Annotated in this window: 12 protein-coding genes; 9 read left to right on the top strand and 3 right to left on the bottom strand. The window is 72.8% G+C overall.

The features are described 5' to 3' along the window. The first annotated feature begins 187 nt into the window (after positions 1-187). Positions 188-1,495 (top strand): polysaccharide deacetylase family protein, encoded by a 1,308-nt coding sequence (locus ACZ4YL_RS29760; RefSeq protein ID WP_468120828.1) that lies wholly within the window; start codon positions 188-190, stop codon positions 1,493-1,495. On the opposite strand, the gene ACZ4YL_RS29755 is transcribed toward ACZ4YL_RS29760, so the two are convergent. Beyond that, entirely contained in the window at positions 1,449-2,471 is a 1,023-nt protein-coding gene (locus ACZ4YL_RS29755; protein WP_468120826.1) for an ATP-binding protein, read from the bottom strand. The genes ACZ4YL_RS29760 and ACZ4YL_RS29755 overlap by 47 nt on opposite strands. A gap of 109 nt (positions 2,472-2,580) precedes the next feature. Between ACZ4YL_RS29755 and ACZ4YL_RS29750 the strand changes: the two genes are divergently transcribed. Then, entirely contained in the window at positions 2,581-3,402 is an 822-nt protein-coding gene (locus ACZ4YL_RS29750) for a Fic family protein (RefSeq protein WP_468120824.1), read from the top strand. A gap of 424 nt (positions 3,403-3,826) precedes the next feature. Here the strand turns inward: ACZ4YL_RS29750 and ACZ4YL_RS29745 are convergent, their stop codons facing one another. Next, positions 3,827-4,702 carry an HAD family hydrolase gene (locus ACZ4YL_RS29745; protein ID WP_351147987.1) on the bottom strand — a complete coding sequence of 292 codons (876 nt, stop codon included), beginning with the start codon at positions 4,700-4,702 and terminating at the stop codon, positions 3,827-3,829. 539 nt (positions 4,703-5,241) lie between these two features. On the opposite strand from ACZ4YL_RS29745, the gene ssd reads away from it, so the two are divergent. Genes ssd through ACZ4YL_RS29710 form a run of 7 tightly spaced genes read left to right on the top strand, consistent with a single transcriptional unit; the run spans position 5,242 to position 10,114 of the window. Then, positions 5,242-6,357 (top strand): septum site-determining protein Ssd, encoded by a 1,116-nt coding sequence (gene ssd, locus ACZ4YL_RS29740; protein WP_468120822.1) that lies wholly within the window; start codon positions 5,242-5,244, stop codon positions 6,355-6,357. After that, positions 6,354-7,502, top strand: coding sequence for a TadA family conjugal transfer-associated ATPase (locus ACZ4YL_RS29735; RefSeq protein ID WP_468120820.1), 1,149 nt, complete (start codon positions 6,354-6,356; stop codon positions 7,500-7,502). The genes ssd and ACZ4YL_RS29735 overlap by 4 nt, the downstream gene beginning before the upstream one ends. Next, a complete protein-coding gene (locus tag ACZ4YL_RS29730; protein ID WP_468120818.1) occupies positions 7,499-8,383 on the top strand; it encodes a type II secretion system F family protein in 885 nt (294 codons plus the stop codon). Before ACZ4YL_RS29735 ends, ACZ4YL_RS29730 begins: the two co-directional genes overlap by 4 nt. Further along, on the top strand, positions 8,383-9,159 hold the full coding sequence (locus ACZ4YL_RS29725) for a type II secretion system F family protein (RefSeq protein WP_468120817.1): 777 nt from the start codon (positions 8,383-8,385) through the stop codon (positions 9,157-9,159). Before ACZ4YL_RS29730 ends, ACZ4YL_RS29725 begins: the two co-directional genes overlap by 1 nt. A 49-nt stretch (positions 9,160-9,208) precedes the next feature. Next, complete coding sequence (locus ACZ4YL_RS29720) at positions 9,209-9,406, top strand: DUF4244 domain-containing protein (RefSeq protein WP_468120815.1); 198 nt, start codon at positions 9,209-9,211, stop codon at positions 9,404-9,406. Continuing rightward, entirely contained in the window at positions 9,393-9,779 is a 387-nt protein-coding gene (locus tag ACZ4YL_RS29715; protein WP_468120813.1) for a TadE family type IV pilus minor pilin, read from the top strand. The genes ACZ4YL_RS29720 and ACZ4YL_RS29715 overlap by 14 nt, the downstream gene beginning before the upstream one ends. Then, complete coding sequence (locus tag ACZ4YL_RS29710) at positions 9,776-10,114, top strand: Rv3654c family TadE-like protein (protein WP_468120811.1); 339 nt, start codon at positions 9,776-9,778, stop codon at positions 10,112-10,114. The genes ACZ4YL_RS29715 and ACZ4YL_RS29710 overlap by 4 nt, the downstream gene beginning before the upstream one ends. Before the next feature lie 51 nt (positions 10,115-10,165). Here the strand turns inward: ACZ4YL_RS29710 and ACZ4YL_RS29705 are convergent, their stop codons facing one another. Continuing rightward, positions 10,166-12,664 (bottom strand): DEAD/DEAH box helicase, encoded by a 2,499-nt coding sequence (locus tag ACZ4YL_RS29705; protein ID WP_468120809.1) that lies wholly within the window; start codon positions 12,662-12,664, stop codon positions 10,166-10,168. Between the last annotated feature and the right edge of the window lie 50 nt (positions 12,665-12,714).

Genomic DNA, 12,714 nt, shown 5'->3' with positions numbered 1-12,714 from the left:
CTCGGTAAATGGATGGTAATGGAGAGTAAAGGTGAGCGGTGAATAATACGGGCAAATGGCGTACAAATTAGCACTCAAGGGTGATTAAGCATTTTGTACGGCTTGTCATACTTTCTCCAGAGCGGACCGTATGGGACGTTGCGGCGCGGAAGTCCTGCGATGGAACTGCGAGGGAGAGGTGGGGCGGATGATCGCCGCCACGAAGAAGATCGCCGGCGGCCTGGTCGCCACGGCGCTGGTCCTGGGAGCCGCCGGGTGCAGCACCTCGGAACCCGCCAAGTCCCCGGCGCCCGGGGCCCCGAACGCACTGAAGGGGGCCGCCGCCGCGGAGGCTCCGGGCAGCGTCAACCGGCCCATCGGTGACGGTTCGACCGTGTACACCGGCATGCAGCCGAACGTGCAGAAGCCGCAGAAGCTCAAGCCCGGCGAAAAGCCGCCGCAGTTCGTGGTGTTCTCGTGGGACGGGGCCGGCGAGGACAGCCAGAAGCTCTTCTCGCACTTCCGCGAGGTCGGCAAGAAGTACAACGCCCGCATGACGTACTTCCTCAGCGGCGTGTACATGCTCCCAGAGGAGAAACGTTCCCTCTATACGGCGCCCCAGCATGAGCCCGGCCGCTCCGACATCGGCTTCGGCGACCTCCAGGGCATCAAGGACACGGCCACCCAGGTCCGCTCGGCCTGGCTGGAGGGCAACGAGATCGGCACCCACTTCAACGGGCACTTCTGCGGCCCCGACGGCGGTGTCGGCACCTGGTCCGTGGAGGAGTGGAAGAGCGAGATCAACCAGGCCAAGTCCTTCGTCAAGAACTGGAAGACCAACTCCGGCCTGAAGGACCAGGAAGCGCTCCCCTTCAACTACGACAAGGAGCTCATCGGCGCCCGCACGCCTTGCCTGGAGGGCCAGAAGAACTTCATGCTGGCGGCGAAGGACATGGGCTTCCGCTACGACTCCAGCGGCATCAGCAAGCAGATCTGGCCCAAGAGGACCGACGGGCTCTGGGACATCCCGCTCCAGCTGGTGCCCATGCCGGGGCGCGCCTTCGACACCCTGAGCATGGACTACAACTACATGGTCAACCAGTCCGGGACGACCTCACAGGGTGACCCCTCCCAGCACGCGTACTGGGGTGACCAGATGCGCGACGGCCTGCGGGAGGCCTTCGACCGCGTCTACCAGGGCAACCGCGCGCCGCTGATCATCGGCAACCACTTCGAGTCCTGGAACGGCGGCACCTACATGCGCGCCGTCGAGGAGTCCATCAAGACCATGTGCAGCCAGAAGGAGGTCCGCTGCGTCCCGTTCCGGGAGCTGGCGGACTGGCTGGACGCGCAGGACCCGAAGGCCCTGGAGTGGATGCGCACCCTCGACGTCGGCGAGGCTCCGAAGGAGGGCTGGGCGAAGTTCCTGACCGCGGGGCCGCCGACGGCGCCGGCCGCCCCCGCGGGCGTCAAGCCGGCTGCGGAGCCGGCCGGGGGGAGTGCGGACGAGGGCTGACGAGCGTCTCGGCCCCCTCGCGCAGGACGAAACCGGTGTCGACCTGGTCCGCCAGGTCGACACCGGTCTTGGCGTTGCCCCAGCTCTCCGCGTTCTTGAGGTGGAAGCTCACCATCTGTTCCGTGTACCGGGCCCAGTCGCGGTGCGCGTACGAGTCGTCGGCGGCGTCCTGGAGCTCCTGCAGGGCGAACCGGTTGGACGCCTCCAGCAGCTCGAAGGGGGCCGGCCGGCCCTTCTCCATGGCCCGCACCCAATCGGAGTGCCCGACGGTGACCAGCAGGTCCTCGCCCACCTCGTCCTGGAGGAACTCGATGTCCTCGGGTCCCTGCACCTTGTTCCCGATGACCTTGAGCGCGACCCCGAAGTCCCGCGCGTACTCCTTGTACTGGCGGTAGACGGAGACGCCCTTGCGGGTCGGTTCGGCGACCAGGAAGGTCACGTCGAAGCGGGTGAACATGCCGGAGGCGAAGGAGTCCGAGCCTGCCGTCATGTCGACGACCACGTACTCGTCAGGGCCGTCGACCAGGTGGTTGAGGCAGAGCTCGACCGCTCCGACCTTGGAGTGGTAGCAGGCCACGCCCAGGTCGGCCTCGGTGAACGGCCCGGTGGCCATGAGCCGTACGGGCTCCCCGTCGAGCAGGAGCGTGCGCGCGCAGGCCTCGTACACCGGGTTGTCCTCGGTGACGCGCAGCAGGCGCGAGCCGCGGCCGGGCGGGGTCGTCTTGATCATCGTGTCGGCGGACGCGATGCGCGGATTGGAGCCCCGCAGGTACTCCTTGATCAGGGGCAGGTGCGCGCCGAGGGCGGGCAGTTCGGCGGCCTCCTGCTCGGTGAGCCCGAGCGCGGCGCCCAGGTGCTGGTTGATGTCGGCGTCCACCGCGACGACAGGGGCCTCATTGGCGGCGAGGTGGCGGATGAAGAGGGAGGACAGGGTCGTCTTGCCGCTGCCGCCCTTCCCTACGAAAGCGATCTTCATGTTCACCAAGCGTAGCGGTTCGATAGCACTGTGTTGTCAAGGTGAGTGAAGAAGACCACTCCAAGGAGGGGTCGGTGCTATGGGTGCGCAGTGCGTAGGCTCCCTACTTATGAGTAGCGCTTCTGACCCGCTGGTCCCCCTGGCCGGGCTGCCTGGTGTCGCCGAGTCCGTGGATTCCGTACGCAAGGCCGTGGACCGCGTCTACGGGCACCGGGTGATGCGTCGCCGCAGCGGTGAGATCACCTCGGAGGCCGCCCTGCGCGGTGCCCGCGGGAGCGCGGCGCTGTCCGGTGCGGACTGGGCGCTGGAGGAGGTGCGCCGTCGGACCGACTTCGGGTCGGAGCCGGAAGCGCTGACGGTGGGCGCGGCGCTGCGGCTCACGGCGGAGGCCGGCCAGCTGCTGAGCATCTGGCGGCAGTCGCCGCTGCGGGTCCTGGCGCGACTGCATCTGGTGGCGTGCGGGTCCACGGCGGACGGCGATGTGGTGGGCCGCCCCCGGCTGGCGGGCGAGCCGGTGACCGAACCCCTGGTCGGGCTTCCGCTGCCGAGCGCCGAGGAGGTGGCGGGCCGCCTCGACGGGCTGTCCCGCCTGATCATCGCGGGCGGCTCCGCCCCGGCCCTGGTCACGGCCGCGGTGGTGCACGGCGAACTGCTGGCGCTGCGTCCGTTCGCCTCGTACAACGGGCTGGTCGCGAGGGCGGCCGAGCGGATCGTCCTGATCAACAGCGGTCTGGACCCGAAGGCCATCTGTCCGGCGGAGGTCGGTCACGCGGAGCAGGGGTCCGACGCCTACCTGGCCGCTTTCGAGGGCTACGTCTCCGGCACCGCGGAGGGCATGTCCGCCTGGATCGCGCACTGCGGCCGGGCGGTCGAGCTGGGTGTCCGTGAGTCGACGGCGGTCTGCGAAGCCCTGCAGCGCGGCGCGGCCTGAGCCGCCCGTTCCGCCCGTTCCATCTGTTCTACCCGTTCACCCGTTCGGCCCCGTGTCCGAGGCTTTCGGACCCCCGACATGGGTTGCGGCGACACCGTCTTGCTTTGGTGTCGCCGCTGGCATTTACGCCCAGTTACCAAGCGTCCTCGAAAGTTGCCCATCAGGTCGGGGTCTTTGCCCGTTACCTGGTGCGGCTGGCCCGTAATCGACGGGTCGACGTCGCGTGGGTGCTCGGCGCTCATGCTTCGGTCCGTGGGCCTTACTGCGTTTTAAAGATGATCCTCTCGGATGTTCTTTGGTCTCGCGGGCCGTTGCTTTATTTGTACTCCGCTTCGGAGCCATGCGAAACCCCTGGCTCCACTTTTTACTTTCCGGGACGACCGAGGGCGAACCGGACATGCCTTATCCGTGCAGGTCAGGACATTCAGGCGGAGCGGGCCGCGGCCAGTGCATTGGCGCGGCGCCGGCTCGCGTACCAGACCAGCCCGGCCGTGGCGGCTGCCGCGCCCACGGCCGCCGCGGCGACCAGGGCGGGCCGGGTCGGCATGGACAGCCCGGGAAGGCGCTGCTTCAGTCGTACGGGCCGGTTGAAGACCAGGACCGGCCACTCGCGCGCCACGGCTTCCCGCCGCAGTGCCCGGTCGGGGTTGACGGCGTGCGGGTGTCCGACCGCTTCGAGCATCGGGATGTCGGTGGCCGAGTCGCTGTAGGCGTAGCAGCGGGTGAGGTCGTACCCCTCGGACTCCGCGAGTTCGCGTACGGCCTCCGCCTTGGTGGGCCCGTAGGCGTAGTACTCGATCTCTCCGGTGAAGCAACCGTCCTCACCCACGACCATGCGGGTGGCGACGACCCGGTCCGCGCCGAGCATCTCCCCGATGGGCTCGACGACTTCCGCGCCGGAGGTGGACACGATCACCACGTCGCGGCCCGCGGTGTGGTGGGCCTCGATCAGGGACGCGGCCTCGTCGTAGATGATCGGGTCGATGAGGTCGTGCAGGGTCTCGGCGACGATCTCCCGCACCTGCTGCACGTTCCACCCCTTGCAGAGGGCGGACAGGTACTCCCGCATCCGTTCCATCTGATCGTGGTCGGCGCCGCCGGCCAGGAAGATGAACTGCGTGTACGCGGTGCGCAACACGGCTCGCCGGTTGATCAGGCCGCCTTGGTAGAAGGACTTGCTGAACGTCAAGGTGCTCGACTTCGCAATGACCGTCTTGTCCAGGTCGAAGAAGGCTGCGGTACGAGGCGAGGAGTGCGGCAAGGGCTGATTTTCCACGCCCCGAGCATATGCGCCCACCATTCGGCGTAAGGTGTGGCGCGTGGGTTTGCCTGAGAAGGCTCTCGGGTACACCATGGAAGTCACGGATCGTTCGCGACCGTGCTAACCCGGTCTGGCTCCTCCCCCCCCGAGTCGGACCGTGGGGACGACCCCCGCTCTCCCCCCCGGCGGGGGTCGTCGCATGTCCGGACGCGGTTCGCGTCCCTGCCTTCGGCCCCAAGTGACCATCCTCCGGCCCTTCCTCTTGCGCGGGGCCGACGCGGCGAAGGCCCTCACCACATCAGACTCGTGACGGTGCGTAGTGGTTCCGCCGCGCTCCGGAACTCACCTGAGAGGGTGACCGGGTTATTCACAGCCGATGGGTTGTCCACAGTTATCCAACAAGATCCACTTGTTTTTCCTGATCGCTGCACGGTGATTCCAGCCGCGAAGTCCGTGGCGGAAGCATTTGCAGTGAGAAGGGGGCGGAGATCGTGGCGCGATCGAAGTCGTGTGAATCGCCGGAGTCCGTGGTCGGCGGAAGGGGGACAGGGGTCGGGGCGGGCCTCGGAGCCGGATCCATGGCCGGATCCGCACCCGGCGGCGGGCGGCCGCTGATCATCACCGAGGACCCGCTGCTGCTCGACGATCTGCTGAGGCTGTGTGCCGCGGCGGGTGCCGAACCGCATGTGCGGCACGCGGTTCCCGAGCAGGGCGGGGCCGTCGGGGCCGGCGGGGAGGCGGGGCGCGCGGGATGGGAATCCGCACCGCTCGTGCTGGTGGGCGACGACGCCGCCCGACAGGTGCGCGGGGCACCGCGCAGGGCCGGGGTGTTCCTCGTCGGCCGGGACCTGGACGACCCCCACGTGTGGCAGCGGGCGGTGGAGATCGGCGCCGAGGAGGTGCTGCGGCTCCCGGACGCCGAGAGCCGGCTCGTCGACCGCATCGCCGATGTCGTGGAGGGGGCCGGGCGGCCCGCCCTCGCCGTGGGGGTGATCGGCGGCAGCGGCGGCGCCGGAGCCTCCACCCTCGCCTGCGCGCTCGCCGTGCGGGCCGCCCGCGCCGGGGAGCGGACCATCCTCATCGACGGCGACCCGCTGGGCGGCGGCATGGACGTCCTGCTCGGGGGCGAGAGCGCCGAAGGGCTGCGCTGGCCGGACTTCGCGGCCTCGCGGGGCCGGGTCGGCGCCGGAGCGCTGGAGGAGTCCCTGCCCGAGCTGCACGACCTTCGCGTGCTCAGCTGGGACCGCGGTGACCGGGTGGTGGTGCCGCCCGCCGCGATCCGGTCCGTGGTGGCCGCCGCGCGCCGCCGGGGCGGCGTGGTGGTGGTCGACCTCCCGCGGCGGGTCGACGAACCCGTGGCCGAGGTGCTGGCTCAGCTCGATCTCGTGCTGATGGTGGTGCCGGGCGAGTTGCGGTCGGTGGCCGCCGCCGGCCGGGTGGCGGCCGGGGTGCGGATGGTGGCCCGGGACGTGCGGGTCGTCGTACGAGGACGTTGCCCGGGCGGCCTCGATCCGGAGTCCGTGGCCGACCTGTTGGGGGCGCCGCTGGCCGGCGAGGTGCCGGTCGAGGTGGGACTCCCGGGGCGGGTGGCCGAGGGCGAACCACCGGGGACGCAGGGGAAGGGCGCACTGGCCCGCTTCTGCGACGGCTTCTGGCAACGCGCACTCGGCTCCGCCCAGGGGGTGCCGGCATGAGCGCGGTGCTCCTGGACGCGGTGCGCCGGCGGCTCGCCGAGAGCGGGGCGGAACCGACCCCGGCGCGGGTGGCTGCGGCCCTGCGGGCCCAGGGCAGGCTGCTCGGGGACGCCGAAGTGCTCGGCGTGGCTGCCGAGTTACGGTCCGAGCTGGTCGGCGCAGGACCGCTGGAAGCACTGCTCGCCGATCCGGAGGTCACCGATGTGCTGGTGGCGGCCCCCGACCGGGTGTGGGTGGACCGCGGTGGCGGGCTGGAGCTGACCGGAGTGACCTTTGCCGACGCCGAGGCCGTACGCAGGCTCGCCCAGCGGCTGGCCGCCGTCGCGGGGCGGCGCCTGGACGACGCCCGGCCCTGGGTGGACGCCCGGATGCCCGACGGCACCCGGCTGCATGCCGTGCTGCCCCCGGTCTCGGTCGGCTCGGCCTGCCTCTCGCTGCGGGTGGTGCGGCCGCGGGCGTTCACGCTGGAGGAGCTCGTCACCGCGGGGACTCTGCCGCCGGGCGGGCACCGACTGCTCAGGGACATGGTCGAGGCCCGGCTGTCGTTCCTCGTCTCCGGCGGCACCGGAACGGGCAAGACCACCCTGCTCAGCGCCCTGTTGGGGCTGGTCGGTCCCGGCGAGCGGATCGTGCTGGCCGAGGACTCGGCCGAGCTTCGCCCCGACCATCCGCACGTGGTGCGGCTGGAGACCCGTCCGGCCAACCAGGAGGGGGCGGGTCTGGTCACCCTGGCGGACCTGGTCCGCCAGGCGCTGCGGATGCGGCCCGACCGGCTGGTGGTGGGCGAGGTGCGGGGCGCCGAGGTGGCGGACCTGCTCGCCGCCCTGAACACCGGGCACGAGGGGGGCTGCGGGACGGTCCACGCCAACGCCGCCGCCCATGTCCCCGCCCGGCTGGAGGCGCTCGGGACGGCCGCCGGGCTCGACCGGGCCGCCCTGCACAGCCAGTTGGCCGCGGCGCTGACCCTGGTGCTCCATCTGGTCCGGGACCGGGAGGGACGGCGCCGGCTGGCCGAGGTGCACGTGCTGGAGCGCGACGCCGCCGGACTGGTGGTCACCGTACCGGCGCTGCGCTGGGCCGCTCGGGGCTTCGTACGGGAGCGCGGCTGGGAACGGCTTCGCCCGCTGCTGCGAGGCGTCCGGTGAGCGCGGGAGCGGGGCTGCCGGTGCCGCTGTTCGCCGGGGTGCTGTGTGCGGGGGCGGCCGCCTGGGGGCTGGCCGGCGGCGACCGGGTGTCCCGGCGGGCCCAGGCGGTGCTCGCCGCGGGCGGCCCGGTGGTTCCGGTCGGTCCGCTGCGCCGGGAGCGGCTGCTGATCGCCGTACGGGTGCGGGCGGCGCGGTGGCGGGAGTGGGTCTGCCTCGCGGCGGGGCTGGTGGTCGCGGCGCTCGGCGGGTCGGTGATCCCGTTGCTGGCGGGGGCGGCTGCGGTGCCGCTGGTGCGCCGGTGGCTGCGGGTACGGGCGCGCGAGCGGGCCCGGGCGGCGCGGGCCGCCGAGGTGGTGGCCCTGTGCGGGGCGGTGGTGGGTGAGCTGCGGGCGGGAGCTCAGCCCGGGCAGGCGCTGACGGCCGCGATGCGCAGGACGGCCGTCGGCCCCGGCGGGCCGGGTGCGGCGGAGACGGGCGTGCTGGCCGCCGCGGCCTTCGGCGGGGACGTGCCCGGTGCCTTGCGCCAGGCGGCGCGGGAGCCCGGGGCGGAAGGGCTGGCCGGGATGGCGGCCTGCTGGCGGGTGTCGGTGGACGGCGGTGCGGGACTGGCCGCCGGCCTGGAACGGCTGGAGGGGGCCCTGCGGGCCGAGCGGGACCGGCAGGAGTCGCTGCGGGCCCAGTTGGCAGGGGCCCGGTCGACGGTGCTGGTGCTCGCCCTGCTGCCGCTGGTGGGACTGCTGATCGGCACCGGGCTGGGCGCGGATCCGCTGCGGGTGCTGCTGCACACACCGATGGGGTGGGGCTGCCTGCTGGCCGGCGGGGTGCTGGAGTCGCTCGGGCTGCTGTGGTGCCGGCGGATCGTCCGGGCGGGGGAGCGGTGATGGGCGGCTTCGTCGTCCACAGGCTGGGGATCGCCGTCTGCCTGGCCGTGGTCGCGCTGTGGCTGGTGTCGGAGGTGGCGGCGCGGGTCCGGAAGCGGGCGGCCGGACGCAGGACCGCGGCCCTGCTGGGAGCCGGACCGGGGCTCCGCGCCCCGGTGTTCGGCTCCGCCCTGAGGGGTGTGGTGGCCGCGTGGGCCGGGCCGGCCGGGGCGCTGCTGGCGGGCTGGGTGCTCGTAGGCGGGGTGACGGGTGTGGCGGTCGGTGGCCTGGCCGCGTTCGGTGTGCGGCGGTGGCAGGCCAGGGCGCGGCCGCTGGCCGGAGTGGATCCACGGGAGGCGGAGCGTCAGTTGCCGTTAGCTGCAGATCTGTTGGCCGCATGTCTGGCGGCCGGGGCGGGCCCGGTGGAGGCCGCCGAGGTGGTGGGCGAGTCGCTGGGTGGCCCGGTGGGCGACCGGCTGGCGAGGGCCGGGGCGGAGCTGCGGCTCGGCGGCGAACCGGGCGCCGGGTGGGGGAGGTTGGCGGAGATACCGGGTGCCCGGCCGCTCGCGGACTGCCTGGAACGGGCCGCGCGGACGGGGGCGCCCGCGGCGGAGCCGGTCTCCCGGCTCGCGTCCGGACTGCGGGAGGACCGGGCCCGCACGGCGGGAGCGCGGGCGCAGCGGGCGGCGGTCCTCGTCACCGCACCGGTGGGGTTGTGTTTTCTCCCCGCTTTTCTCGCGATCGGGGTCGCGCCGGTGGTGATCGGTATGGCCTCGGGACTTCTCTCGAACACCTGAAGTCGCATTGACCGCACGTATCAACAGAGGAAATACACAGGAGGTTGTCATGAGGATCATCTGGTTTCGTGTGCGGACGGCGTTGCGGGCGCGCGGGGGCGACCAGGGGATGTCCACGTCGGAATACGCGATGGGCACGATCGCGGCCTGCGCATTCGCGGCAGTCCTCTACAAGGTGGTGACGAGCGAAGCCGTCGCCACGGCCCTTCAGTCGACCATCGGAAAGGCGCTCGATGTGCCGTTCTGAGGGTGGGTCACGGAGCGCCCGGGGAAAGTCGGACCGGGGATATGTGACGGCGGAGGCCGCCCTGGTGATTCCGGCGCTGGTGCTGTTCGCGGCGCTGCTGGTGTGGTCCCTGATGGCGGCGGCCGCCCAGATCCGGTGTGTGGACGCGGCCCGGGCCGGAGCCCGGGCGGCGGCCAGGTCGGAGCCGGGGGAGGTGGCCGAGGCGGCGGCCCGGGCTGCCGCCCCACCGGGGGCGCGGGTGGAGCTGGAGCGGGAGGGCGACCTCTGGCGGGTCCGGGTGGCGGCGAAGGCGCCCGGGCCGGGCGGGCTGCCGGTACGGCTCGGGGCGCAGGCGGTGGCCCTGGCGGAGGACAGCGTGGGGCCGCCGCCGTGAACCGGGACCGGGGTTCGGCCACGGTCTGGGCGGCGCTGGTGGCGACGGTGCTGGGTGCGGTGTTCGGCGGGGTGCTGCTGCTCGGCCAGGCCGTCGTGGCCCGCCACCGGGCGGCGGCGGCCGCCGACCTGGCGGCGCTCGCGGCGGCGGCCACTTGGGCCCACGGGCAGGAGACGGCGTGCGCGGCGGCCCTGCGGGTGGCCCGGGCGCAGGGCGCGGCGCTCGGCGGGTGCCTGCTCGGGGGCGAGGTCGCCGAGGTCACCGCGCGGGTCGCGGCGGGCCCGTTCACGGCGACGGTCCAGGCCCGGGCAGGCCCGCCCGGGCCGCGGGGCTGAGGCCCCGGGTCCGGGGCCGCGTGGGGTCCCGTCAGGCCGCGTCGGGTCCTGTCAGGCCTCGGAGGGTGCGGCGGGTGGCGTGGCCGGGGCGGCCGGGGCGGCCGGGGATTCGGAGAGGAGGCGGGTGAGGAGGCGGATGGCGCCGCGCTTGTGCAGGGGCTCGTTGCCGTTGCCGCACTTGGGGGACTGGATGCAGGAAGGGCAGCCGGCCTCGCACTCGCAGGCCGCGATCGCGTCGCGGGTCGCCGTCAGCCAGGCGCGCGCGGTGCCGAAGGCGCGCTCCGCGAAGCCGGCGCCGCCGGGATGGCCGTCGTAGACGAAGACCGTGGGGAGGAGGGTGTCGGGATGCAGCGGCACGGAGACGCCGCCGATGTCCCAGCGGTCGCAGGTGGCGAACAGCGGAAGCATGCCGATGGAGGCGTGCTCGGCGGCGTGCAGGGCGCCGCCCAGGATCTCCGGGTTGATCCGGGCCTCGTCGAGCTGGTCCTCGGTCACCGTCCACCACACGGCCCGGGTGCGCAGGGTGCGGGGCGGCAGGTCGAGCTTGGTTTCGCCCAGCACCTCGCCGGTGATCAGCTTGCGGCGCAGATAGGAGACGACCTGGTTGGTGACCTCGACGGAGCCGAAGCAGAGCCGGGCCGAGCCCCACGGGATCTCGGTCTCGGTCTCCAGGATGGAGATGGAGGTGGTGTCACGGGCCGTGGTGGAGAACGGCGGGTCCGCCTGCTCCACTAGGGCCACCGAATCCTCCAGGTCCAGGTGCTTCACGAGATACGTGCGGCCCTGGTGGAGGTGGACGGCCCCCTCGTGGACGGCGGTGTGGGCCGCCGACTCGTCGACCGTACCCAGCAGCCGGCCGGTCGAGGCCTCGACGATCTGCACCGGGCGGCCGCCGCCGCCCCGGATGTCGGTCAGGTCCGAGGCCCGCTCCCGGCGGGTCCAGTGCCAGGCGGTCGCCCGTCGGCGCAGCAGCTTCGCCGCTTCGAGCTGAGGAAGGAGGTCCTCGGTCGCCGGGCCGAAGAGTTCCAGGTCCGCGTCGGTCAGCGGCAGCTCCGCCGCCGCCGCGCACAGGTGGGGGGCGAGGACGTACGGGTTGTCGGGGTCCAGGACGGTGGCCTCCACCGGCCGCTGGAACAGCGCCTCCGGGTGGTGGACGAGGTAGGTGTCCAGCGGGTCGTCCCGGGCGATCAGCACGGCCAGGGCGCCCTGGCCCGAGCGCCCCGCGCGGCCCGCCTGCTGCCACAGGGCGGCCCGGGTGCCCGGGTAGCCGGTGATCAGGACGGCGTCCAGGCCGGAGACGTCCACACCCAGCTCCAGGGCCGTCGTGGCGGCCAGCCCGAGCAGCTCGCCGGAGTGCAGGGCCCGCTCCAGGGCCCGGCGCTCCTCGGGGAGGTAGCCGCCCCGGTAGGCGGCGACCCGGCGGACCAGTGAGCGGTCGACCGATGCGAGCCGTTCCTGGGTGATCACGGAGATCAGTTCGGCGCCGCGCCGGGAGCGGACGAAGGCGACCGTACGGACCCCCTGGAGCACCAGGTCGGTCAGCAGGTCGGCCGTCTCGGCGGTGGCCGTACGGCGTACGGGCGCGCCCTTCTCGCCGCGCAGCTCGGTGAGCAGCGGCGGCTCCCAGAGGGCGAAGACCACCTCGCCCCGCGGTGAGGCGTCGTCGGTGATCTCGATCACCCGTACGCCGGTCAGCCGGGACGCGGCCGCCGCCGGGTCGCTCGCGGTGGCGGAGGCCAGCAGGAAGACGGGTTCCGCGCCGTAGCGGGCGCACAGCCGCCGCAGCCGGCGCAGCACCTGTGCCACATGGGAGCCGAAGACCCCGCGGTAGGTGTGGCACTCGTCGATCACGACGTAGCGCAGGGCCCGCAGGAAGGAGGACCAGCGCGGGTGGGCGGGGAGGATCCCGCGGTGCAGCATGTCGGGGTTGGTCAGGACGTAGTTCGCGTACTGCCGCACCCACTCGCGTTCCTCGACGGGCGTGTCCCCGTCGTAGACCGCGGGGAGTACGGCGTTGCCCAGCGGGGCGGCCAGTTCCCGCACGGCGCGGCGCTGGTCGGCCGCCAGGGCCTTGGTGGGGGCCAGGTACAGGGCGGTCGCGCCCCGGCCGTTCGGGGCCTCGGCACCGTCCGCGAGGGCGGAGAGCACGGGCGCGAGGTAGGCGAGGGACTTGCCCGAGGCGGTTCCGGTGGCCACGACCACGGACGTTCCGTCGAGGGCGAGCTCGGCCGCCGCGGCCTGGTGTTCCCACGGATGGTCGATTCCGGCCGATCCGATTGCGGCTACGACGTCTGTTCGGATGCGGTCCGGCCAGACTGCATGACGACCCGCCCGAGGGGGCAAGTGCTCCGTATGGGTGATGCACGCAGCACGGGAAGGCCCCCGTGACAGGCGGTCCAGGACCGCGTCGGGGGTGGGTCGTGGGTCCGCGGGTGCCGTGGGCCGTCCGGGACCAGATGTGTTGGCCATCGGAACCGAGTGTGTCACCGGCGTGCGGGACAATGGTCCGAAGGCGTCGTGCGCGCCTGCCGGTAAGTGATTGAATGCCATCGCGGCAGCCAATCCCTCGCCTACCTTCGGGTGAGGGGGCGCCGCTCGAT

The sequence above is a fragment of the Streptomyces sp. NPDC030021 genome (assembly GCF_055574035.1).
Note: the sequence above shows the minus strand (reverse complement) of the source record. Positions and strands in the feature narration are given on the sequence as shown.

Excerpts from the sequence above, each read along its gene's own strand:
- ACZ4YL_RS29725 (WP_468120817.1), top strand. The coding sequence starts at position 8,383 with ATGGGCGGCTTCGTCGTCCACAGGCTGGGGATCGCCGTCTGCCTGGCC.
- ACZ4YL_RS29705 (WP_468120809.1), bottom strand. The coding sequence starts at position 12,664 with ATGGCATTCAATCACTTACCGGCAGGCGCGCACGACGCCTTCGGACCA.
- ACZ4YL_RS29755 (WP_468120826.1), bottom strand. The coding sequence starts at position 2,471 with ATGAAGATCGCTTTCGTAGGGAAGGGCGGCAGCGGCAAGACGACCCTG.
- ACZ4YL_RS29750 (WP_468120824.1), top strand. The coding sequence starts at position 2,581 with ATGAGTAGCGCTTCTGACCCGCTGGTCCCCCTGGCCGGGCTGCCTGGT.
- ACZ4YL_RS29715 (WP_468120813.1), top strand. The coding sequence starts at position 9,393 with ATGTGCCGTTCTGAGGGTGGGTCACGGAGCGCCCGGGGAAAGTCGGAC.
- ACZ4YL_RS29760 (WP_468120828.1), top strand. The coding sequence starts at position 188 with ATGATCGCCGCCACGAAGAAGATCGCCGGCGGCCTGGTCGCCACGGCG.
- ACZ4YL_RS29720 (WP_468120815.1), top strand. The coding sequence starts at position 9,209 with ATGAGGATCATCTGGTTTCGTGTGCGGACGGCGTTGCGGGCGCGCGGG.
- ssd (WP_468120822.1), top strand. The coding sequence starts at position 5,242 with ATGGCCGGATCCGCACCCGGCGGCGGGCGGCCGCTGATCATCACCGAG.
- ACZ4YL_RS29745 (WP_351147987.1), bottom strand. The coding sequence starts at position 4,702 with ATGGTGGGCGCATATGCTCGGGGCGTGGAAAATCAGCCCTTGCCGCAC.
- ACZ4YL_RS29735 (WP_468120820.1), top strand. The coding sequence starts at position 6,354 with ATGAGCGCGGTGCTCCTGGACGCGGTGCGCCGGCGGCTCGCCGAGAGC.